Annotated in this window: 22 protein-coding genes; 11 read left to right on the top strand and 11 right to left on the bottom strand. The window is 48.9% G+C overall.

Annotated elements, in window-relative coordinates; genetic code table 11:
- Positions 1–22: 22 nt before the first annotated feature.
- The 3 genes from TH61_RS18125 (at position 23) to TH61_RS06770 (ending at position 1,421) form a co-directional block, all read left to right on the top strand.
- A complete protein-coding gene (locus TH61_RS18125; protein ID WP_157600618.1) occupies positions 23–166 on the top strand; it encodes a hypothetical protein in 144 nt (47 codons plus the stop codon).
- 242 nt (positions 167–408) lie between these two features.
- A complete protein-coding gene (rnk, locus tag TH61_RS06775; RefSeq protein ID WP_066512602.1) occupies positions 409–813 on the top strand; it encodes a nucleoside diphosphate kinase regulator in 405 nt (134 codons plus the stop codon).
- 179 nt (positions 814–992) lie between these two features.
- Entirely contained in the window at positions 993–1,421 is a 429-nt protein-coding gene (locus tag TH61_RS06770) for a hypothetical protein (RefSeq protein WP_066507626.1), read from the top strand.
- Between the two features lie 104 nt (positions 1,422–1,525).
- On the opposite strand, the gene TH61_RS06765 is transcribed toward TH61_RS06770, so the two are convergent.
- The 7 genes from TH61_RS06765 to panC all read right to left on the bottom strand — a co-directional run bounded on the left by TH61_RS06765 (position 1,526) and on the right by panC (position 7,620).
- Complete coding sequence (locus TH61_RS06765) at positions 1,526–2,446, bottom strand: AraC family transcriptional regulator (protein WP_066507624.1); 921 nt, start codon at positions 2,444–2,446, stop codon at positions 1,526–1,528.
- 168 nt (positions 2,447–2,614) lie between these two features.
- Positions 2,615–3,754, bottom strand: a complete 1,140-nt coding sequence (locus TH61_RS06760) for an acyl-CoA dehydrogenase (protein WP_066507621.1) — start codon at positions 3,752–3,754, stop codon at positions 2,615–2,617.
- Between the two features lie 221 nt (positions 3,755–3,975).
- A complete protein-coding gene (locus TH61_RS06755) occupies positions 3,976–4,656 on the bottom strand; it encodes a zinc metallopeptidase (RefSeq protein ID WP_197464112.1) in 681 nt (226 codons plus the stop codon).
- Between the two features lie 28 nt (positions 4,657–4,684).
- Positions 4,685–5,167, bottom strand: coding sequence for a D-glycero-beta-D-manno-heptose 1-phosphate adenylyltransferase (gene rfaE2, locus TH61_RS06750; RefSeq protein WP_066507619.1), 483 nt, complete (start codon positions 5,165–5,167; stop codon positions 4,685–4,687).
- 74 nt (positions 5,168–5,241) lie between these two features.
- Complete coding sequence (locus TH61_RS06745; protein WP_066507617.1) at positions 5,242–6,261, bottom strand: lysylphosphatidylglycerol synthase transmembrane domain-containing protein; 1,020 nt, start codon at positions 6,259–6,261, stop codon at positions 5,242–5,244.
- A 15-nt stretch (positions 6,262–6,276) separates the two neighbouring features.
- Entirely contained in the window at positions 6,277–6,624 is a 348-nt protein-coding gene (gene panD, locus TH61_RS06740) for an aspartate 1-decarboxylase (RefSeq protein ID WP_066507614.1), read from the bottom strand.
- Between the two features lie 147 nt (positions 6,625–6,771).
- Entirely contained in the window at positions 6,772–7,620 is an 849-nt protein-coding gene (gene panC, locus TH61_RS06735; RefSeq protein ID WP_066507611.1) for a pantoate--beta-alanine ligase, read from the bottom strand.
- 145 nt (positions 7,621–7,765) lie between these two features.
- On the opposite strand from panC, the gene TH61_RS06730 reads away from it, so the two are divergent.
- The 3 genes from TH61_RS06730 to glmS all read left to right on the top strand — a co-directional run bounded on the left by TH61_RS06730 (position 7,766) and on the right by glmS (position 11,899).
- Complete coding sequence (locus tag TH61_RS06730; RefSeq protein ID WP_066512597.1) at positions 7,766–8,578, top strand: glycogen/starch synthase; 813 nt, start codon at positions 7,766–7,768, stop codon at positions 8,576–8,578.
- Positions 8,562–9,986, top strand: coding sequence for a DUF4270 family protein (locus TH61_RS06725; RefSeq protein WP_066507607.1), 1,425 nt, complete (start codon positions 8,562–8,564; stop codon positions 9,984–9,986). The genes TH61_RS06730 and TH61_RS06725 overlap by 17 nt, the downstream gene beginning before the upstream one ends.
- A gap of 74 nt (positions 9,987–10,060) precedes the next feature.
- The gene (glmS, locus tag TH61_RS06720) at positions 10,061–11,899 is read left to right on the top strand and encodes a glutamine--fructose-6-phosphate transaminase (isomerizing) (protein WP_066507605.1); all 1,839 of its coding nucleotides are present in this window, start codon (positions 10,061–10,063) and stop codon (positions 11,897–11,899) included.
- A 103-nt stretch (positions 11,900–12,002) separates the two neighbouring features.
- On the opposite strand, the gene TH61_RS06715 is transcribed toward glmS, so the two are convergent.
- Positions 12,003–12,680, bottom strand: coding sequence for a 3-hydroxyacyl-CoA dehydrogenase family protein (locus TH61_RS06715; RefSeq protein WP_066507596.1), 678 nt, complete (start codon positions 12,678–12,680; stop codon positions 12,003–12,005).
- Between the two features lie 49 nt (positions 12,681–12,729).
- On the opposite strand from TH61_RS06715, the gene TH61_RS06710 reads away from it, so the two are divergent.
- Entirely contained in the window at positions 12,730–13,113 is a 384-nt protein-coding gene (locus tag TH61_RS06710; RefSeq protein ID WP_066507593.1) for a RidA family protein, read from the top strand.
- Between the two features lie 102 nt (positions 13,114–13,215).
- Positions 13,216–13,815, top strand: coding sequence for a nitroreductase family protein (locus tag TH61_RS06705; protein WP_066507590.1), 600 nt, complete (start codon positions 13,216–13,218; stop codon positions 13,813–13,815).
- Positions 13,816–13,864: 49 nt separating this feature from the next.
- Here TH61_RS06705 and TH61_RS06700 read toward each other — a convergent pair whose 3' ends face one another.
- Complete coding sequence (locus TH61_RS06700; RefSeq protein WP_066507586.1) at positions 13,865–14,863, bottom strand: YihY/virulence factor BrkB family protein; 999 nt, start codon at positions 14,861–14,863, stop codon at positions 13,865–13,867.
- Positions 14,864–15,070: 207 nt separating this feature from the next.
- Here TH61_RS06700 and gltX point away from each other — a divergent pair, with 207 nt between their 5' ends.
- The 3 genes from gltX (at position 15,071) to TH61_RS06685 (ending at position 17,974) form a co-directional block, all read left to right on the top strand.
- Positions 15,071–16,609 (top strand): glutamate--tRNA ligase, encoded by a 1,539-nt coding sequence (gene gltX, locus TH61_RS06695; protein ID WP_066512595.1) that lies wholly within the window; start codon positions 15,071–15,073, stop codon positions 16,607–16,609.
- 228 nt (positions 16,610–16,837) lie between these two features.
- Positions 16,838–17,206: a hypothetical protein gene (locus tag TH61_RS06690; protein ID WP_066507583.1), complete on the top strand. Its 369-nt coding sequence runs from the start codon at positions 16,838–16,840 to the stop codon at positions 17,204–17,206.
- A gap of 6 nt (positions 17,207–17,212) precedes the next feature.
- Complete coding sequence (locus tag TH61_RS06685) at positions 17,213–17,974, top strand: TIGR00266 family protein (RefSeq protein WP_066507581.1); 762 nt, start codon at positions 17,213–17,215, stop codon at positions 17,972–17,974.
- 111 nt (positions 17,975–18,085) lie between these two features.
- Here TH61_RS06685 and TH61_RS06680 read toward each other — a convergent pair whose 3' ends face one another.
- Positions 18,086–18,700: a c-type cytochrome gene (locus TH61_RS06680; protein WP_066507579.1), complete on the bottom strand. Its 615-nt coding sequence runs from the start codon at positions 18,698–18,700 to the stop codon at positions 18,086–18,088.
- Between the two features lie 430 nt (positions 18,701–19,130).
- On the bottom strand, positions 19,131–20,618 hold the full coding sequence (locus TH61_RS06675; RefSeq protein ID WP_066507577.1) for a GH3 auxin-responsive promoter family protein: 1,488 nt from the start codon (positions 20,616–20,618) through the stop codon (positions 19,131–19,133).
- Between the last annotated feature and the right edge of the window lie 129 nt (positions 20,619–20,747).

Genomic DNA, 20,747 nt, shown 5'->3' with positions numbered 1-20,747 from the left:
TGATTAGATCCTATTTATAAACGTGTACCCTTTTAGAGACATACCCACTACCGTCTTGCAGCCTTTCATGGGCTTGGTAGCAGCGTCTCATCATGCGTCCCTGCGTGATGTCCTGAACGGGTATTGCCTTTCCTTTTTTACCTCTCCCAAAGACTTTAACAAGTAGGCCGGGAGCATATCCGGCCCTGTTACCCTTTTGCCATGCCTTGTAGTTAGCTGAGATTGCTTTAAAGCAGTTTCTGCTAGTGCTCTGCATGGCGTTTTCTTTTCCAGCTTCCTTTCTAATCAGCATTCTACTCAGCCACAGCACCTATGCTGGTGGCCCGTCTGCTTTTATTGTTGGAGCCAGAAAAAGCAAAGGCTTTGGGAGATTCTCCATTCCTGAATTTCCATTTAAACTCAATTTGTATGAACCCTATTTTTTTAACCGAGAAGGATTACGAACGCCTGTTGTCTCTGGCGCAGACCCATCGTTCCATTACCAATGCCGCCGTGGTAGAAGGCTTGTGCAAAGAGCTACGCTTGGCCACCATCATTCCCGCGCATGAAGTACCCGTAGACGTGGTGACCATGCACTCACAAGTGCGCCTGCGCGAAAAGAAAAGCGGCGTGGTGATGGACCTATCCTTGGTGTACCCCAAAGAAGCAGATGTAGCTACCCGTAAGATTTCCGTCCTGGCGCCGGTAGGCTCTGCCATCTTGGGCCGCAAAGTGGGCGAAGAGATAGAATGCCCTGCTCCCGGCGGCACGCTGTTGTATGAGATTGAAGAAGTCATGTACCAACCAGAAGCCGCCGGCGATTTTCATTTGTAGCCTTCGCAGTAAGCCTTGGGCTTGAATGTTCGTTTTTGGCTTGTTTTTCAGAAAACAGGCCGAAAACGAAATATTCTTATGCCCATTGCGCAAGAAAACTGACATGCTTTAAAACGTCTAAGCAAGGCAGCGTAACGCCTGTCTTGCCCAGATGCTTTCACCCTTTAAACCCCTGTATCATGAAAACTGAACTTGTCAATGCTTTTGGGAATGTGTTTCTCACCATCACGCTAGATCATGAGAATAGATGGATTACGGCCAAGTGGCAAGGCTACTCCACCGAAGAGTCCATCAAGACCGGTTTGGAGGCTTACACCCAAGCGCTGGAGTCGGCTGACTTTCATTCTATGCTTATAGACACCCGGGCCATGGTGGGCTCCTGGCACCACTCCCTGGGTTGGATGCTAGAGGAATGGGCTCCGCAGGCGGCTCGCGCCGGATTGCAGTACTATGCCATGGTGGTAGAGCCAGAATCCTTTGCAGAGGCTTCAGCAGATTCCTTCTATGAGCAGGTGCGCTATTTCAAGGCCAAAGTGTTTGAAGACCTGGAGTCTGCCAAGAACTGGCTGATGCGTCGCGCCAACTGGTTTCAAAGCAGAGCCTATTAATTTCAATTTATAGGAAGTCGTTTTTGGCCTGATTTCCAGAAAACAGCCTAAAAACAGAAAGGCCCGCTTGCGCGGGCCTTTCCTATAAAAAGTCACTAGTCTGTCTACACGTTCATGGAAGACTCTCTGCGGCGCATCTTGCCCGCCGGAATCCCGAACATCATCTTAAAGCGACGGCAGAAATACGCGGTGTCTTTGTAGCCCACGTCCTTGCCAATCTCTCTGATGCTCTTCTTGGTAGTGCGCAATAAGAACACGGCGCGCTCCATACGCTGGTACTCAATATAATCTTGTGGATTGATGCCGGTCAGCATTTTAAAGTACTGCCCTACGTAGTCCTCAGAAACGTTGGCCACGTTGCTCAACACTTTGTTAGACAAGTCACCGCCTAGGTTCTCTTTGATGTAGTTGAACAAGTCAATGAGGCGCGGATCCTTAAAGTAGGTGCTGTTCGTAGCCAGCTGCTCCACAAACATCTTGTTCTTTAAGATGTAACGGATCAGCTCCACTACCATCTGCTCAGTGTAAAGGCTGATGATGCGCTCCTTGCCCGGCAAGTCCTGCATGCTTTCCTCTACAATTTTAATGATAAGCGTAGCCAGCTTGTTGCTGGTGATCACAAACGCCGGTACCTCCAGAGAGGTAAAGAAGTTCACGGAATCAAACACCTTGGCCTCAAAGCTTACGTGGCTGTGGCTGTCATCGGCTTCGCCAATAAGGTCTAAGTCTGTGTTGCTTCTGAAGAATTTGTCTTTGGTGGTGATGTAGTCATCATTTGAGATGACGCGGCTCTCAGTGTCGCCGTAGTAGATCTTGGTGCTTCGGCCACCTGGTATAAAGAGCAACTGCCCCTCTTCTACCATTTGTTTGTCATCCCCGAAAGCGATAATTCCATTGTGCACTAAGATGAGGTTGTTGCCAACGTCATAGTAGTTACGCACTGTGAGCGGCTGCTGCAACACAAGGTTTTTGGCCTTAATGTAGCGAACCTTCAGCGACTCAATTATTTTATTGTAATCTTCCATGGAGGGGTACTAGATAAAGGGTTTCTTAATTTGTTGTTTTTCAAGATTGTCTGTCGCCCTAAAACTAGTACTTATCTTTGACTTTGTCAAATTACTTTAACAAATAATTATATACCCTCTATCACTATCTTGCTATGTATCAAGCGATAGAGGGTATACAAATACTCCTTATTTTAATATTTCACGGGATATCACAATCTTCTGAATCTCAGAAGTACCCTCATAAATTTGGGTGATTTTGGCATCACGCATTAACCGCTCAACATGGTATTCTTTCACAAAACCGTAACCGCCGTGTACTTGCACTGCTTCAACGGTAGTGTCCATAGCCACTTTAGAGGCGAACAGCTTGGCCATTGCCCCTGTTTTTGAATAATCCCGATGTGCGTCCTTATCGGCGGCCGCCTGCAGGCACAGAAGGCGTGCTGCGTCAATGTTGGTGGCCATGTCTGCCAGCTTGAACTGGATGCCCTGGTGCTGAGAAATTGGAACGCCAAACGCTTTGCGCTCTTTTGAATACTTAAGCGCCAGCTCATAGGCGCCCGAGGCAATACCCAAAGCCTGAGAAGCAATACCAATTCGACCACCGTTCAAGGTAGACATGGCAAACTTAAACCCGAAGCCGTCCTCACCAATGCGGTTCTCCTTAGGCACCTTCACGTCTGTGAACATCAAGGAGTGCGTGTCTGAACCTCTAATGCCCAGTTTGTTCTCTTTAGGCCCAATCTCAAAACCAGGCATGCCCTTCTCCACAATAAAGGCGTTGATGCCCTTGTGACGAAGCTCTGGGTTGGTCTGCGCAATCACTAAATATACAGAGGCAGTACTACCGTTGGTGATCCAGTTTTTGGTACCGTTCAACAGGTAATGGTCGCCCATGTCTACAGCCGTGGTGCGCTGCATGGTGGCGTCAGAACCGGCTTCTGGCTCAGAAAGACAGAAGGCGCCAATGATTTCGCCGGTGGCCAGACGCGTCAGGTATTTCTGCTTTTGCTCTTCGTTGCCGTATTTTTCCAATCCCCAGCAAACCAGAGAGTTGTTTACAGACATCACCACAGAGGCAGAGGCGTCAATTTTAGAGATTTCTTCCATGGCCAGCACGTAAGAAACGGTGTCCATTCCGCCGCCGCCGTACTTAGGGTCTACCATCATGCCCAGAAAGCCCAGCTCTCCCAGCTTCTTCATCTGCTCCGTTGGGAACTTCTGTAGCTCATCGCGCTCAATGACGCCCGGCAATAATTCTGTCTGTGCAAAGTCACGCGCAGCCGCCTGCACCGCTAACTGCTCTTCGGTAAATTGGAATTCCATATCAAAAAGGTGTTATAAATTCTTGTGTACTATTTCTAAGGACAAAGCAGGAAATTACTAGTACAGGTACCTTTCACGCTCCTGCTTATATCAACAGGCAAGCTAACATTTGTTTTGCTCTTATCCATCAGTTTGGGGCAAAAATTGACCTATCCCTTAGGGGTTTACACAAAAAAGGGACAACCCTCAGATTGCCCCTTCCCAAAATAAGTCTTAAAAGATTAGTCTCTTCTGCCAAACAGCATAGAAGCATAGTACAACAACGTGGCTAGTGAACCAATGGCAGCCACCACGTACGTCATGGCAGCCCACTTAAGAGCGTCTTTGGCCATGCCATGTTCTTGCGCGTTAACAATACCTTTGGTGTCCATCCAAGCCAAAGCGCGTTTACTGGCATCAAACTCCACTGGCAGGGTGATGAAACTGAACAGCGTCGTCAAGGCAAAAAGCGCCACCCCTATAGCCAGCGGAATAGGCGTGGACTGAACCAAGATCACTCCTATTAAGAGAATCCATTGCATGTACCGGCTGGCCACACTCAAAGCAGGCACCAACGCTGACCGAAACTTAAGGAATGCATACGCTTTGGCATGCTGCACGGCGTGCCCGCATTCATGGGCAGCCACGGCGGCAGCGGCGGCGCTTCTTCCCTCATACACATACTCGCTCAGGTTCACGGTTTTGTCCGCCGGGTTGTAATGGTCCGTTAGCTTACCCGGGGTGGAAATCACGCGTACGCCGGTAATGCCGTTGTCGGCCAGCATCATTTCTGCTACCTCGCGGCCGCTCAATCCTGACTGCAAGCCTATCTTTGAGTATTTCTCAAACTTGCTCTTTAGCATCCAGCTGACCGCCGCAGAGGCCAGCATGGTCACAATCACTATTAAATAAATGCCTCCCATGGTCTTGTAGTTTTTTTTAGTGGAGGTGCTACGCGCCGAGGATCCTGGCAACCACCTGTGAGGTTGAATACCCCTTTACCAGCGGAATGGTTTTCACCTCTCCCCCCCTCTCTAATACGAGGTCATGGCCCACAATGGTATCTATGGTATAATCATCGCCTTTCACCAACACGTCTGGCTGCACGGCTTTGATCAACTCATAGGGCGTCTCCTCGTCAAATAGCACTATAGCGTCTACAAACCAAAATGATGCCATGACCCGCTGGCGTGACATTTCGTCCTGCAGCGGGCGACTTGGCCCCTTTAACCTACTGACAGACTGGTCAGTATTCAAGCCTAAAATTAGCTTATCGCCCAAAAGCCTAGCCCGCTCCAGATAATCCACATGCCCCACGTGCACAATGTCAAAGCACCCGTTGGTGAACACGATCTTCTGGTTTTGGGAACGCCATTCCTGGACTTTACCTAACAGTTCTGGGAGCGTGCAAATTTTAGCCTGAGACGGAAGCATAGCAAAATAGAATTTGAGAATAGAGAAAGGACGCCGTTTTTGGCCTATTTTCCAGAAAATAGCCTAAAAACGAATTACGCAGGCTGACTAACCAGCACCGCTTCTTTTTTTTTAGCACCCAGGCTGGCCACCAAACTAATCACGCCTAAGACTACCACTAGGATGGCTCCGGTGGCATGCACAATCAAGGCATAGGCCATGCCTTTGTCCAGCGGCACCGCGTATAGCAACAAGGCCGTTCTCACCAAGATATGGTATACGCCAATACCACCTTGCACCGGCGCCGACATGCCAATCCCGCCCATCACAAAAATGGTCATCCCGGCTTGCCATGACAAATGCGAAGTGCCCGGCAGCACAAAAAAAGCCAAGTAGCTGGTAAGGAAGTACGAGAGCCAGACAAATGCCGTATGCAGTAGAAACTGGCCTTTCTGGTCCATCTTTCTAATACTGAAAATACCCTGCCAAAGCCCTTTTACAAACTGGCTCACCTTCTGGAAGTGCCGGTTGTGCTGCAGCCTGCTTATGTTCTTGTAGATGTACCACACTACAAAAAACGTCCCCAAAAGGACCACGCCTATCAAGAGATACAACGTCTCTAAATTCTGCTGAAGGCCTTGGTATTTATCTGAGAAAATCTGCAGAAAGAACTCATTCAAACGGTCAAACTCTAAGAGAAATGTAGCGCCAATGCAGGAAACCAGAATCACTAGATCCAGAATACGTTCTGTGATGACCGTTCCTAGAGACACATTGACCGGCACGCTGGCCGTACGGCGCAGGATGGTGCATCTAATCACTTCGCCGGCTCTTGGCAACACTATATTGGCTAGGTAACCCACCATCTGCGCATGGTATACCTGCCAGAACGAAGGCTGATAGCCCACCGGGGTGTACTGCATGCGCCATCGTATGGCCCTGCTCACATACCCCGCCACAGACAAAAGCAAGGTCACGCCAATCCAGAAGAAGTTGGCCTGGCTGAGCTCCGTTTTCACCGCCGCAAAGTTGATGCTTCTGAGGGCATATGCCATCAAGAAAATAGACACCGCCAAAAGCAGCAGATACTTGACAATATTGGCGGTTTTCTTCATCCTTAACAGAAAGGCTTACACTAACCTGTTGTGCTGATCCGGGAAAATCACGGTGGGCTCGTGGGCACGAGCATCTTGGAAAGGAATCAAGGCATAGGAGATAATGATGATCACATCGCCTACCTGTACTTTACGCGCCGCGGGGCCGTTGAGGCAAATCATGCCGCTGCCGCGCTCGCCTTTGATGATATAGGTCTCAAACCGCTCACCGTTGTTCACGTTAACAATTGTCACCTTCTCATGCGGCACCATGTTGGCGGCATCCAATAGATCCTCATCTATGGTAATGCTCCCCACATAATGTAATTCCGCCTGTGTTACCTTAGCCCGGTGAATCTTGGATTTTAATACTTCAATCTGCATCAGAAAAATCTAAAAAGCCCGCAAAGTTACCAATAATTTACGAGACCCGTCTATCTGGCCATTCTAGAATACCGAAGGACGCTCCAAGGCCATAACCAAAAATTTTCTGGAATGATTTCAACCAGCAAAGCTGGCTTTTAACCGTTCTTATTTCTTAGCAACCAACACGTTGTCAATCAGCCTCACTTCGCCTAAAAAAGCCGCCAGGCAGATCGCCGCTTTCTCAGCCTCCTGCAGTTGTTCAATTGGTTGCAACGTATTGGCATCAATCACTTCCAAATACTCTAACCTAAGCTGTGGGTAGTTGGATAAGAATTGTACGGCAGCTTGCTTGGCTTCTTCAATGGAGGTCTTTGCCAACTGGGTTTCTAGCAGTTGCAAGGCTTCATGCAACTTGGGAGCTATTTGTCGTTGCTCAGGAGTAAGCCTTCTGTTTCTGGAGGACATAGCTAGTCCGTCCTCTTCTCTAATGATGGGATAGCACACCAGCTCTAAGTCAAAGCTCAGATCCTGCACCATCTGCTGTACTATGGCAAACTGTTGTAGGTCCTTCTGGCCAAAAAACGCTTGGTGCGGACGCACTAAGTGAAACAGCTTACTGACTACGGTAGCCACCCCGTTGAAGTGACCGGGCCTGTGTGCGCCTTCCATCACGTTCTCCAGACTTCCAAAATCGAAAGTGAGCTTGGCAGGCTTTAGGTACATCTCGGCCGCCGAGGGGGCAAACAGCACATCACACCCTACCTGGGCCAGCATCTCTGCGTCTTCTACCAAAAGCCTTGGATACAGCTTGTAGTCCTCTGCGTTGTTGAATTGGGTGGGGTTAACGAAGACGCTGCAGACTACCACGTCGTTCTGTTCTTTGGCCGCTTTCAGGAGAGAGAGATGACCTTCATGCAAGGCGCCCATGGTAGGCACAAAACCTATTCTAAGGCCCTGACAACGTACTTGTTCACATTGCTGACGGATATCTGAGAGCGCGGAAAGCTGCAACATGGCAGAGAACTGAGTTAAAGCAGGATTTGTTAAAGGAGGTAAAGGTAGGGTTTTCGCCAAATAAATTGAAAATCAGCTAAGAAATGCGTAATTTTGCACCTCGCGATTCCTATTGCCTAATTCAAAGTCTAATTACTTCCAACTTATGTCCAAATTGAGAATATTATACGCGGCCACCGAGATTGACCCTTTTCTGCAGACCACAAAAGTAGCGGAATTTTTGAGGATGTTGCCACAGGCCATGCAGGAGCGTGGGATGGAAGTTCGTATTTTCGTTCCTCGTTTTGGCTTGATCAATGAGCGTAAAAACCGTTTGCATGAGGTGGTTCGCCTTTCGGGCATCAACATTGCAGTAGGTGAAGAAGAGAAACCCCTGATTATCAAGGTGGCTTCCATTCCAAATGCCAAGCTGCAGGTTTATTTTATTGACAACGAAGACTATTTCCACCGCAAGTCCGTTTTGGTGGACAAGGATAACAAATTTCATGCAGACAATGATGAGCGTGCCATCTTCTTCTGCAAAGGCGTTTTGGAAACCGTGAAAAAACTAGGCTGGGCCCCAGACATTGTGCATTGCAACGACTGGATGACTAGCTTAATGCCTCTTTATTTGAAGACCACTTACAAAAACGATCCTATCTTTAAGGCGTCTAAGTCTGTGTTCAGTGTCTACAACAATGAGTTTGCCCACAAGTTTGAAGGCGATTTGTTGGAGAAGGCCAAAATGCTGGACATTGAAGATGACATGCTGCAACACCTGAAGACCGCAGATTTTGGCGCGTTCATCAAGATGGGCATGCAGTACGCTGATATGGTACTTAAGTCAAATGAGGATTTCAGCGACAACTTAAACGCAATGTTCACGGAGTACAACAATACCAAGCACATTGGGATGATTGCCTCTGATGACAACGTAATGGATTCTTACTTCAACTTATATAATGAACTGGCGAATTAATAAAGTTACCGCGGCACTCTTCCTATCTTCTCTGTTTTTCTTCTCTTGTGAAGACCCTACTGGCGTAGGCTTAGAGCTACAGGAGCCCGGCAGCCAGATTGGAACCAAGTTTTCAGATACAACTGCGGTTTTGGCTTCTACGGTTCTTTTAAAGGACTCTATCTTTACTTTAGGCGCTACCAGTGCATTGGTAGGTCAGATAAATGATGGGACTTTTGGCAAAGTAACCGCCAGAACGTTTGGTGAGCTTACGCTGGTAGGTGGCAATGACACCATCTCTAAAGGTTCTACTTTGGATTCACTGGTATTATCCTTGGATTACTCGTATGCCTACGGAGACGCGGTTTATCCAAAAGAGAATGCTAATATGCGGTCTCTCGTTACTTGGAATATATACCCTCTGACACAAGGGTTTAGTGACAAAACCACATACTTCACAACCTCAGAACTAGCCTATAACACTAACAGCCTTTTAGCTACTTCTACTTTTAGACCCATGCCTACTGACACTATTGCTGGTGGTGTCCCAGTTTTGGCCAAATTTAGATTAGATGAGCAGTCAACGGGACGGGCATTGGCATTAAGTATATTGGACAAGGCAGAAACAGTTACCTTAACTAAGCAAGATGAATTCTTAAACTTTTTTAAGGGAATTGCTATTGTGCCGTCTGGTGATACAAAAAGCATGTTGGGTATTCTTCCCCCTTCTCCAAGAAGCAACTTAACTTTGCATTTCAAGGACAAAAACGGGAAAGCTAAAAAGTACGTTTTCCGTTTCTCTAGTAGGTACTTCAACCAAATTTCTGCAGACAGAGAAGGCTCTTACTTAGCTGGATTTACAAGCTATGGACAAATGAAACCTTCTGGACAAACAGGAAACTCAACGTTTTTACAATCTGGTACTGGTTTAGTAACAAAGTTGACCTTCCCTAATTTGGAGAATTTTAGGAAGACAGTAACTAATGAAACGCAAGAATTGGTAGTTAACAAAGCAGAATTGGTAATTCCAATCTTAGCTTCTGCCTTAGCTGACACGACTATCTATCCGCTACCTTCTACTATTACAGTAGTAGAAGCTACCTCTAATAATCTAATTGGCAGAACTCAGGGTTTTCCTAATGTTCTAGTAGCAGAAGGCGTATCCAATCCAGCAACGTTGACGTATGACAAGGCTCTCAAGGCCTACGTGGTAAATGTGACTTCATACATACAAAACGTGTTGTACAATAAAAGAAAGAACAATGGCATTATTCTATTGCCATCTAACGTGAGCACCACAGTCTCTACGCCTGCCTTTAATGGGCAGCAAATAAATAGAGCAATCCTAGAAGCCAATCCGTATTCCCCTTCGGAGTCTAACACTAATAGAAGACCACGCCTCCGGATTTATTATTCAACTGTTCAATAAACTTATCACCAATTTTATGTGTTAGCCGCTGCAGACCAGAGTCTTGTCGGTTAATTTAAAGAAGATCACTTACTATGTGTGGAATTGTAGCCTATGTTGGGCAGCGTGAAGCTTGCCCTATAATCCTTAAAGGTTTAAAAAGATTAGAGTACCGTGGTTATGACAGCGCCGGTGTGGCTTTGTTAAATGACGGCGAATTAAAGGTATTCAAGAGGAAAGGCAAGGTAAGCGACCTAGAAGCTTTCATTGGCGACCAAGATACTAGCAGCCACATTGGTATTGGCCACACGCGTTGGGCTACCCACGGGGAGCCAAATGATGCCAACGCCCACCCCCATTATTCTAGCTCTAAAAAGATCGCTATTATTCACAATGGTATCATTGAGAACTACGCTTCTTTAAAGCAACACTTAATCAACAAAGGCTACGAATTCCACAGCGACACTGACTCTGAGGTATTTGTGAACCTGATTGAGGACATCAGAGAAACCACCAAGGTAAACCTAGCTGAAGCAGTGCGTTTGGCTTTGCATGAAGTAGTTGGTGCTTACGCGATTGTGGTTATCTCCCATGACTCTCCTACTGAACTGATTGCAGCCCGTAAGGGGAGCCCGTTGGTGATTGGTATTGGAGACGGAGAATACTTCTTGGCTTCTGATGCGACGCCTATCATTGAGTATACCAAAGATGTGGTGTATTTGAACGACTTTGAGATTGCGTTGATCAAGGATGGCGTATTGGATCTTCGTACTAAAGAAGATGTGGTGCAGACCCCTTACATCCAAACGCTAGAGCTGGAGTTAGAGTCTATTGAGAAAGGCGGCTATCCTCACTTCATGCTGAAGGAGATTTTTGAGCAGCCTCGTTCTATCATGGACAGCATGCGCGGCCGTTTAGTGGCCGAGAATACGCAGTTGACCATGTCCAGCATTAGAGAGTATGAAAACCGCTTCAAGAATGCTAACCGTATTCTCATTGTAGCGTGTGGTACTTCTTGGCATGCCGGCCTAGTAGCCGAATACCTTATTGAAGAACTAGCCCGCATCCCGGTAGAAGTTGAATACGCTTCTGAGTTCCGCTATAGAAACCCCATCATCAACGAAGGTGACATTGTTATTGCTATTTCGCAGTCTGGTGAAACGGCAGATACCTTGGCAGCTCTTGAGCTGGCCAAGTCTAAAGGCGCCCTCATCTTTGGGGTATGTAACGTAGTAGGTTCTTCTATTGCCCGTGCCACAGACGCAGGTGCTTATACCCACGCTGGTCCAGAGATTGGCGTAGCCAGTACCAAAGCCTTCACGGCCCAGGTAACGGTTCTTACCCTAATTGCTATGATGCTGGCCGAGAAGCGCGGCACCATGGAGAAATCTGCTTTGCACCAGTTAATGCTGGAGATGGAGCAGATTCCAGCCAAGGTAGAGAAAGCCCTGCAGTTGGACAAAGAGATCCAGGCGATTGCCGAAATCTTCAAAGATTCCAGCAACTTCATTTACCTGGGCCGCGGATTGAATTTCCCGGTGGCCTTGGAAGGCGCCTTGAAACTGAAGGAGATTTCTTACATCCACGCAGAAGGATACCCAGCGGCAGAAATGAAGCACGGTCCTATTGCCTTGATTGATGAGAACATGCCAGTGGTGGTGATTGCCACCAAGGACAACTCTTATGAGAAGGTAGTTTCTAACATTCAGGAGGTAAGAGCCCGCAAAGGCCGTGTAATTGCCATCGTGACCGAAGGCGACACTGTTATCCCAGAAATGGCAGAGTTTGTGATTGAGGTGCCTGAAGCGCATGAGGCCTTAGTGCCATTGCTTTCTGTGATTCCGTTACAATTACTGAGCTACCACATTGCAGTGATGCGTGGTTGCAACGTAGACCAGCCTAGAAACTTGGCGAAGTCTGTAACTGTTGAATAATCCGGTTCATACATAAACAAAAAGGGCACCGCAACAGGTGCCCTTTTCGTTTGCTCCATTTTTGGCGTGTTTCTCACAAAACAGGCTAAAAACGAATTTTAACTTATAGCTCCTCCCCTTTTAGATAGGCAGTTTTTAACAAGGGACAAATCTTGTAGCGTTCATCTTTGGTGTCTTCATAGACAGCTTGCAGCAACTCATAGACATTGGCAACGCCAATCTTGTTCGCCCATTCAAATGGCCCGAAGGGATAGTTGGTCCCCAGCTTCATGCCCAGGTCAATGTCTTCCTTGGAGGCGGTCCCTTCTTGCAGCGTGTAGCAGGCTTCATTGATAATCATACACAAGATGCGCGGTGTAACCATGCCTACTCGGTCCGCTACCAACTCATATCCAGTGCCCAGAACCTCCATGACGCGGGCCACTTCTTTTTCAGACTCCGGTTTCAAGACGTTTACTTCCAATACCTCGCGGTTAAACAAGCTAGGTAGAGCGTTGACACCACATAGATGGAAGTTGACCGGACCGTGCTCTTTAGCGAAAGCAGCTAGCTGTAGCTTAGCCGCATTGCAGAAAATCACCAAGTCTTCCCCTTTCTCAGCCTTGGCATACTGGGCCAGGCGCTCCGGCTGTTCATGCAACAGCAGGTCAAAAACCACTTCCACCTGGTTCAGCCACAAACCTAGTTCTGCCGGGTGCTGCAGGTAGAGGTACGCTCTGTTGGGGAACTTCAAACTGTATTCTTGCTCCATTTCTGGAGAGGCCAAAACCAATGTCTTCATAAATCTGTACCTTTAAGCGCACAAAGATACTGATTTAACTATTCTTGTTATGGCAACCAACATTATAGAAAGCAAAGCAGCACCGGCCCCTATTGGACCCTATAGCCAAGCCGTGATGGCAGGCAATACCTTGTATGTTTCTGGTCAGATTCCTTTGGACCAGGCCACCGGCCAATTGGTAGTAGGAGACATTCAGGCAGAAACCCATCAGGTCATGAAAAACCTGCAGTACATCTTGGAAGAGGCGGGCATGGGTTTCCACAATGTAGTGAAGTGCTCTATTTTCGTGAAGGACTTAGGCAATTTCGGGGCGATTAATGACGCGTATGGCAGCTACTTTTCTACCAATTCACCTGCACGTGAAACGGTGGAGGTAAGCCGCCTGCCGAAAGACGTGAACGTAGAAATCTCCTGCATCGCGGTTAAATTCTAATGTTAGATTGAATGGTTGAATGATTGAAAGAATGGGCAATTCTTGCATTTTCAGCCCTATCCTCCCTCTCAATCATTCAAGCACTCATTCACGCAACCCATTATGCAGCACCGCGAAGAACAGCACAACATCCATGAGCTCATGCAGGCGCGTTGGAGTCCCAGAAGCTTCTCGTCTGAGTTACTCACCAAGGACCAGATAGAAGCTCTGTTCCAGTCGGCGCGCTGGGCACCTTCTTCGGGGAACGGGCAGCCTTGGCGGTTTGTGTACGCTACCAGTGACCAGCAAGAGGATTTCCAGAGGTTAGTAAATCTGTTAGATGAGGGCAATGCCATCTGGGCTAAGAACGCGCCTTTTTTGATGGTGGTATTCTCCAAAACTACTAGAGACAACGGCAAGCCGCATGCTGGCCACCTGTATGACACGGGATTGGCCATGGGGCAGTTTTGTTTGCAGGCCACAGCCATGGGACTACAAGTGCACCAGATGGGTGGCTTCGCCATGGACAAGGCCAATGAGGCTCTACAGGTGCCAAGTGACTACCAGCCCATTGCCATGGCCGTAGTTGGACACCCAGCTCCTTTCACCTTACTCCCAACCCAGGACTTACAAACGCGCGAGCAGACCAAATCTACGCGCAAGGCGCTACAAGAGACCGTGCACGTGGGTACTTGGGAAGGCACCTACCAAGAAATGTCTTAATCTTCTCGTTTTTGGCTTGTTTCTCAGGGAATAGGCCAAAAACGGAAGGTTATTTTTTCGCCGCCTCTTCCTCTTCTTCGGGGTCTTCCTCTCCTTTGGCCTTGGCTTCATTGGGCCCGGGCTCTGCGTTCAGAGGAGACTTGCCTAGTTCTACCTCTTTACTTTCTATCCGCACCGCGTACGTGGACGGGTAAATGTTGGCTCCATAGCGGCGGGCATACACCAGCGTAAACTGCGCGCCCAGAAAGATAATCTGCGAGGTATAAAACACCCATACCAGCACCACAATCACTGAGCCAGCCGCCCCATAAATGCTGGAAAAGTCACTGTTGCCCAAGTAAATACCAATCAGGCTCTTCCCCAGCGCAAAGAGCAGGGCCGTCACCAAAGAGCCTACCCACACATCCTTCCACTTGATTTTAGCGTCGGGCAGGTACTTGTAGATAAGTGCGAACAGGAACGTCACCACAGCAGTGGACACCAGAAAATTGGTAATCTGGGTGATGTGAACCAGTGACGGGTCTATTTTATTGGCTAGGTAGGAGGTAATCACTACCAGAATAGCATTCACAATCAAACTCACCAACAGCAGGAACACAATCCCAAAAATCATAGCGAACGACAACAGCCGGTCCACCAGAATCTTCAAGTATTCGTTCTTGGGTTTCGGCTTTACGCCCCAAATCTGGTTCAAAGACTCTTGCAAGGAAATAAACACCCCGGTAGCCCCCACCAGCAAAGTGAAAACTCCAATAATAGTGGCCAGGTTAAAATCTGCGGACTGATGGATGCTTTCTACCATCTCCTGTATGTCGGCGGCGCCTTTGCTGCCCATGAGCTCCCGTAGCTGGGTGTAGACCTCGCCCTGCACCGCCTCGCGGCCAAAAACCGCCCCAGCGGTGTTAATCATGATGATGAGAATGGGCGGCAGCGCGAAAATGGTGTAATAGGCCAGCGCTGCCCCTTTCTGGAACGAGTTATTGTCCAGAAAGTCATACCAGACCTCTTTGATGATGCACCAGCCTTCCACAAAAATCTTCTTAAACATAGATCAGGATTTCCCCTTCATACGCAGTACACCTTATAGGTTTTCAAACTTCCTGCAAGGCACAAGGTTTAACTCATAGTGAGTAAGTTGAATGAGCAAGGGCCGCCCTTTAAGAATACCTCACAGAACCGCAAGGTTTTACGGGCAAAAGCTTTACCAACGCCTTTAAATACTGTACTTTTGCACCCTGTTTAACCTAGCATGACCATGGAAAGAGAAGTACGTGTACGCTTTGCCCCTAGCCCAACCGGGGCCTTGCACATTGGCGGGGTACGCACTGCGTTATATAATTACCTTTTTGCAAAGAAAATGGGCGGCAAGATGTTGCTGCGCATTGAAGATACAGACCAAAACCGCTTTGTGCCCGGTGCCGAGCAATACATCTTTGACAGCCTGGAATGGTGCGGCATCAAGTTAGACGAGAGCCCCGTGCACGGCGGACCGCACGCGCCGTACCGTCAGTCTGAGCGCAAGCCCATGTACATGGACTACGCCCTGCAGCTGGTAAACGCCGGACACGCCTACTACGCCTTTGACACCGCCGAGGAGCTGGACGCCATGCGCGAGCGCCTGAAGGCCGCCAAGGTAGCCACCCCGCAGTACAACGCCATCACGCGCACCACCATGAAGAACTCCCTTACCCTGCCAGAGGATGAGGTGAAGCGCCGACTGGAAAGCGGTGACCCGTACGTGATTCGTTTGAAAGTACCCCGCAAAGAGGAAATCAGACTGAAGGACATGATCAGAGGCTGGGTTATGGTGCACTCCTCGGCTATTGATGACAAGGTCCTGATGAAGTCTGACGGCATGCCAACGTACCACTTAGCCAACATCGTGGATGACCATTTGATGGAAATCACCCACGTGATACGCGGCGAAGAGTGGTTGCCTAGTGCGCCGCTGCACGTGTTGTTGTACCGCTATTTTGGTTGGGAAGATACTATGCCAGAATTCGCTCACTTGCCTTTGTTGTTGAAGCCAGACGGTAACGGTAAACTAAGCAAGCGTGACGGCGACAAGCTAGGCTTCCCGGTGTTCCCGTTGTTCTGGCAAGACCCTAACACCGGTGAGACAGCCAGCGGCTACCGCGAGAGCGGTTACCTGCCAGAGGCGTTCATCAACTTCCTGGCCTTCTTGGGCTGGAACCCTGGCACCCAGCAGGAGCTGTTCACCATGGAAGAACTGATTGAGGCCTTCAGCATTGAGCGCATTGGTAAGTCCGGGACCCGTTTTGACATTCAGAAAGCCCGTTGGTACAATGAGCAGTACCTGCGCGCCAAGCCAGATACAGAACTAGCCCAATACCTGTTGGCTTCCTTAAAAGACCAGAACGTTGATTGTTCAGAAGACCGCGCCGTGAAGATTGTGAGCCTCATGAAAGAGCGCGTGACCTTCCCGCAGGACTTCGCCAAAGAGGCTACGTATTTCTTCTCTGCCCCTACGCAGTACAATGAGCAGGTGGCCGCCAAGAAATGGAACGCCGCCGGGGCCGCCGCCTTTGAGCAGTTCCGGAATGAGTTGAGCACGCTGGAGGACTTCAACGCAGACACCGTGAAAGCACTGTTGTTGCAGATTCTAGAGCGCAACGGCCTGAAGATTGGCCAGGTGATGCAGGCTTTGAGAATTGCGGTGACCGGCGTAGAAGCTGGCCCCGATCTGATGGCCATCATTGAGATTATTGGTAAGGAAGAAACGCAGCAACGCATTGACGCCGCCATTGCCAAACTGAGCCAGTACGCTGTTTAAGTAGAGAGCTACTCCATATTTTTAGAAGCCGTTTTTGGCCTGCTTTTCAGAAAGCAGGCCAAAAACGGCTTCTTCTTTTAGGCGCTGTTTGCAAAAGGAACGGACAAGTGCTTGCGTAAGCCAATGGTTTCTTCTTAATTCGCTTATCCTTCTTAGGATTTTTCCCGTTTGTAGGAACATCTGTTCTACCGGGCCGCAAGGCTTGGTTCACCACAAATACCTACTGCCATGGCTAAGAAAAAACCTGAAAACAAGAAGGAGAGCAAGCCGGAGAAAAAAGCGAAGGTGCACCCTGAGCTGGAAGGCTTCGAGATTAAGATAAACCCGCTGGGCGACATTACCTCTAACTTCAACATAGACCAACTCAATGACTTTCTGGACCGCAACGTGCGCGACAAGAAACTGGTAGGCGAACAAGGCAAGAAACGCCCCGGCCAAGAGGAAGAGGAGTTCCCGATTGAGGAAACCACCGACGTGGAGGAGAACGAAGAGGATTTCTTTAAAGGAAAGGCTAAATTGTCTGAAGAAGACGAGGCTGACCTAGGCAAAGAACTGAAAGACCCGCCGGCGGACGACAAGAAGCCTAAGAAAAAATAAAACTATATGAGATCACACGAGATTGATTACCGCATCCATGGCTCTGACATTCAGGTGCTGGAAGTAGAACTAGACCCACAGGAAACCGTCATTGCCGAGGCCGGCGCCATGGTCTTCATGGAGGACGGCATCCAGTTTGAAACCAAAATGGGCGACGGCTCCAACCCCAGCCAAGGCTTCTTCGGGAAGCTGGTGTCTGCCGGTAGCCGCTTAATCACGGGTGAGTCTCTGTTCATGACGCACTTCACGCACCGCGGGTACAGCAAGGCCAAGGTAGCCTTCTCAGCGCCTTATCCAGGCACCATCATGCCCATTGACCTGGCGCAGTTTCCGCAGGGCCTGATTGTGCAGAAAGACGGCTTTCTGGCCGCGGCCATGGGCACCAAGATTGCCATGCACTTGAACCAACGGCTGGGCGCGGGCTTCTTTGGCGGCGAGGGCTTCATCATGCAAAAACTCACAGGCGACGGCCTGGCTTTCATTCATGCCGGCGGTACGGTCATTGAGCGGCATCTGCACAATGAAACCCTACGCATAGACACCGGTTGCGTGGTGGCCTATGAGTCCGGCATTGACTTTGACATTCAGCAGACGGGCGGCTTAAAATCCATGGTGTTCGGCGGCGAGGGTCTGTTTTTGGCAACTTTGCGCGGAACCGGCAGAGTTTGGATTCAGTCCATGCCCATCAAGAAGCTCATCCAAGCCTTGATGCCACACGGCGGAAATGCTGGAAAAGAAGGCGGCCTTTTGAGCAGCTTCATGGAATAGTCTTCGCTTTCAATGATAATATAAATGCCCGGCGATAACCGGGCATTTTTTGTAAGTATCTTTTTTAACCTATATTCTTGAAAACAGGCCAAAAACGGCTAGCAAATCGTTTTAAGATGCCGCTGGCGGTATAGGTGCCGGCACTACATTTTTAACTGGCGGAAGGGACTTGAGATAGGTGAAGATGGCTTCTAAGTCTTGGTCGGTCATGTGGCGGTAATGAGGCCATGGCATTGGAGGCAGTATATCTCTGCCATTCTCCATGCCTTTGTATTTGCCCTTGCGAAGAGCCGTTTTAAAATTGTCTAAGGTCCAGTTGCCTATGCCGGTTGGGTCTGGCGTAAGGTTCGCAGAGAAGGAGGTTCCCCAAGGGCCTATCATGGCGGTACTGTTCATACTAAACCGCACCCATCCGTCTTTGCCAGCGCCCGGTCCTGCGGGAGGTAATTTCTCATTGGCTGGATGGCCAGACAATCGCCTAGCTGGGTCTTCTGTCATAGGTGGCACTTTGTCTGAAGGCGCCAGTTTAGGCGAGTGGCAATCACCACAGGCCCCTATTGTCACCAGGTAGTTTCCCCTTTCCAGTAACTGGTCCTGGCTTAGCGTTGCATTGTCTTCACTTTCTGTTTCTGGAATATTGGCAACAGTCGTCGCTTTGTCCTGGGTTTTACTTTCGCAACCTAGCAACAAAGCGGTTGCAAAGAGCATAGCAAAAAAGTTTTTCATGGCTATTTTTGATTAGAGTGAGAGAATACAGCAAACAGACGCAGCCAAGCTTAAACCCACACGGGCATAAATAGTGCGTCTTAAGAAATGGGGATATTAAAGAGGGAGATTACCGGAGAACCGCTGGGGTTGCTTGGAAGATGTATAAGCTACTCGTTTACTTTATTCTTACAGCATGGTGTAGAGGGACCTCTACCAGCTTTTAAGGATAGAACTTAAGAACGTATACTCTTAAAATGCAAGAAGGATAGTGTTTCTATCCAATTATTTTTTGAAAGCTAATTCTGCCAGTATAAAAAGATAGGCGCCGGTGGTTTATCAGCGTTTAGGTGGCAGCATCTGCTTTACACTCCAGACCAGTCTTTCGTCTACTCAAATAGACTTATGGTTTTTGGCCTCCTTTCCAGAAGACAGGCCAAAAACGGATGGCTTATACCAGGTTGTTCACCTCCAGAATCTCTTCCAGGTAATCGCGGTTGTTGGCCAGTCTGGGAACTTTGTGCTGTCCGCCCATCTTTCCTTTGTGCTCCAGCCAGTTCAGGAAAGCGCCTTTGGGAGCCACCGTGATTAGCGGCGCCTGCAGGGCCATGTCCTTGTAGCGCTTGGCGTCATAGTCTGAGTTGATTTGCCGAAGCGTCTGGTCCAGTATGTCTGTGAATTTTTCTATGCTGGACGGATGTTTAGAGAACTCTATAATCCACTGGTGACCGCCTTTGCTTTTGCCTTCAAAGTAGATGGGTGCGGCTGTGAAGTTGGTGATGGTGGCGCCGGTAGCGTCGCAGGCTTTGGTAATGGCCGTCTCGGCGTTCTCTACCACCACCTCTTCGCCGAAGGCGTTGATGAAGTGCTTGGTCCGGCCTGATATTTTAATGCGGTACGGGGCCAGAGAGGTGAACTTGACAGTGTCGCCAATCTTATAGCGCCAGAGGCCGGCGTTGGTAGATATAAGGAGCGCGTAGTTCTGGCCCAGTTCTACTTGGTCAAGGGTAAGCACCTTCGGGTTTTCTTTGCCCTCCTCCTCCATAGGGATGAACTCATAGAACACGCCATAATCCAGCATCAAGAGCATTTCGTCTTTGAGGCTTGGCTCATCCTGTATCCCGAAGAAGCCTTCAGAGGCGTTGTAAATCTCCAGGTAGTGCATCTTATCTGTGGGGATAATCTGCCGGAAGAGTTCTCTATACGGACCAAAGGCTACTGCCCCGTGCGCGAACAGCTCCAGATTAGGCCAAACCTCAGTGATGTCCTTGGCGCCCGTCTCCTCCAAAATCCTGTTCAAGAGCACATAGGTCCAGGTAGGCACGCCCGATATGCTGGTCACGTTCTCCTTGACGCAGATTTCCACCATCTTGGCTATCTTCTCCTCCCACTTGTCCATGAGCGCCACTTTCAAAGGTGGCGTACGCATGGCCTCGGCCCACAGGGGTAGGTTCTGCATAATCACGGCAGAGACGTCGCCGCAGCGGGTGTCTGCGTTGAACTCATTGGGATGGTGCGTCCCGCCAATAGACAAGCCCTTCCCCGCGAAGACTTTGGTATCTGGGTAGTTGTTGACGTAGATGGAAAGCATGTCCTTCCCGCCTTTGTAATGGCAGTCTTCCAGGGCCTCGGGGCTTACGGGAATGAATTTACTGCGGGCATTGGTAGTGCCAGAAGACTTAGCAAACCACTCAATCTTAGAAGGCCACAGCACATTCTGCTCCCCGCGCATGATACGCTCAATCTGCGGGTACAAGTCCTCATAGGTGCAGATAGGCACGCGCTCCTGAAACTCGCGTACGCTCAGCTTGTCTGAGTAGCCGTACTGCTTGCCCCACTCCGTGTACTTGGCGGTATTAATCAAACTGGAAAACAATTCAGTCTGGACGTCATGCGGGTATTTTCTGAACAGGTCTATCTGGTGGACCCGCTTCTTCATTACCCACGTCACAATTGAATTGATGATTTCCACTTATTGATTGCTAATTGTTGGTTGTTGATTACGTTAAAGTATGTGCTTGTACTCTTGAATGGCATTTTGGTTTAAGCCGGGCTTCTCTTACTGCAA

This window comes from Rufibacter sp. DG15C (genome assembly GCF_001577755.1).
Lineage (GTDB): Bacteria > Bacteroidota > Bacteroidia > Cytophagales > Hymenobacteraceae > Nibribacter.
The sequence above is the reverse complement of the archived record's forward strand: the minus strand, read 5'-3'. Positions and strand labels throughout refer to the sequence as shown.

Bases quoted from the DNA above. Each gene is read 5' to 3' on its own strand.
- rfaE2 (WP_066507619.1), bottom strand. From the start codon at position 5,167: ATGCTTCCGTCTCAGGCTAAAATTTGCACGCTCCCAGAACTGTTAGGT.
- TH61_RS06765 (WP_066507624.1), bottom strand. From the start codon at position 2,446: ATGGAAGATTACAATAAAATAATTGAGTCGCTGAAGGTTCGCTACATT.
- TH61_RS06710 (WP_066507593.1), top strand. From the start codon at position 12,730: ATGGCAACCAACATTATAGAAAGCAAAGCAGCACCGGCCCCTATTGGA.
- panC (WP_066507611.1), bottom strand. From the start codon at position 7,620: ATGTTGCAGCTTTCCGCGCTCTCAGATATCCGTCAGCAATGTGAACAA.
- glmS (WP_066507605.1), top strand. From the start codon at position 10,061: ATGTGTGGAATTGTAGCCTATGTTGGGCAGCGTGAAGCTTGCCCTATA.
- TH61_RS06690 (WP_066507583.1), top strand. From the start codon at position 16,838: ATGGCTAAGAAAAAACCTGAAAACAAGAAGGAGAGCAAGCCGGAGAAA.
- TH61_RS06705 (WP_066507590.1), top strand. From the start codon at position 13,216: ATGCAGCACCGCGAAGAACAGCACAACATCCATGAGCTCATGCAGGCG.
- TH61_RS06770 (WP_066507626.1), top strand. From the start codon at position 993: ATGAAAACTGAACTTGTCAATGCTTTTGGGAATGTGTTTCTCACCATC.
- TH61_RS06730 (WP_066512597.1), top strand. From the start codon at position 7,766: ATGTCCAAATTGAGAATATTATACGCGGCCACCGAGATTGACCCTTTT.
- panD (WP_066507614.1), bottom strand. From the start codon at position 6,624: ATGCAGATTGAAGTATTAAAATCCAAGATTCACCGGGCTAAGGTAACA.
- TH61_RS06760 (WP_066507621.1), bottom strand. From the start codon at position 3,754: ATGGAATTCCAATTTACCGAAGAGCAGTTAGCGGTGCAGGCGGCTGCG.
- TH61_RS06745 (WP_066507617.1), bottom strand. From the start codon at position 6,261: ATGAAGAAAACCGCCAATATTGTCAAGTATCTGCTGCTTTTGGCGGTG.
- TH61_RS06685 (WP_066507581.1), top strand. From the start codon at position 17,213: ATGAGATCACACGAGATTGATTACCGCATCCATGGCTCTGACATTCAG.
- TH61_RS06675 (WP_066507577.1), bottom strand. From the start codon at position 20,618: ATGAAGAAGCGGGTCCACCAGATAGACCTGTTCAGAAAATACCCGCAT.
- TH61_RS06715 (WP_066507596.1), bottom strand. From the start codon at position 12,680: ATGAAGACATTGGTTTTGGCCTCTCCAGAAATGGAGCAAGAATACAGT.
- TH61_RS06680 (WP_066507579.1), bottom strand. From the start codon at position 18,700: ATGAAAAACTTTTTTGCTATGCTCTTTGCAACCGCTTTGTTGCTAGGT.
- rnk (WP_066512602.1), top strand. From the start codon at position 409: ATGAACCCTATTTTTTTAACCGAGAAGGATTACGAACGCCTGTTGTCT.
- gltX (WP_066512595.1), top strand. From the start codon at position 15,071: ATGGAAAGAGAAGTACGTGTACGCTTTGCCCCTAGCCCAACCGGGGCC.
- TH61_RS06755 (WP_197464112.1), bottom strand. From the start codon at position 4,656: ATGGGAGGCATTTATTTAATAGTGATTGTGACCATGCTGGCCTCTGCG.
- TH61_RS06725 (WP_066507607.1), top strand. From the start codon at position 8,562: ATGAACTGGCGAATTAATAAAGTTACCGCGGCACTCTTCCTATCTTCT.
- TH61_RS06700 (WP_066507586.1), bottom strand. From the start codon at position 14,863: ATGTTTAAGAAGATTTTTGTGGAAGGCTGGTGCATCATCAAAGAGGTC.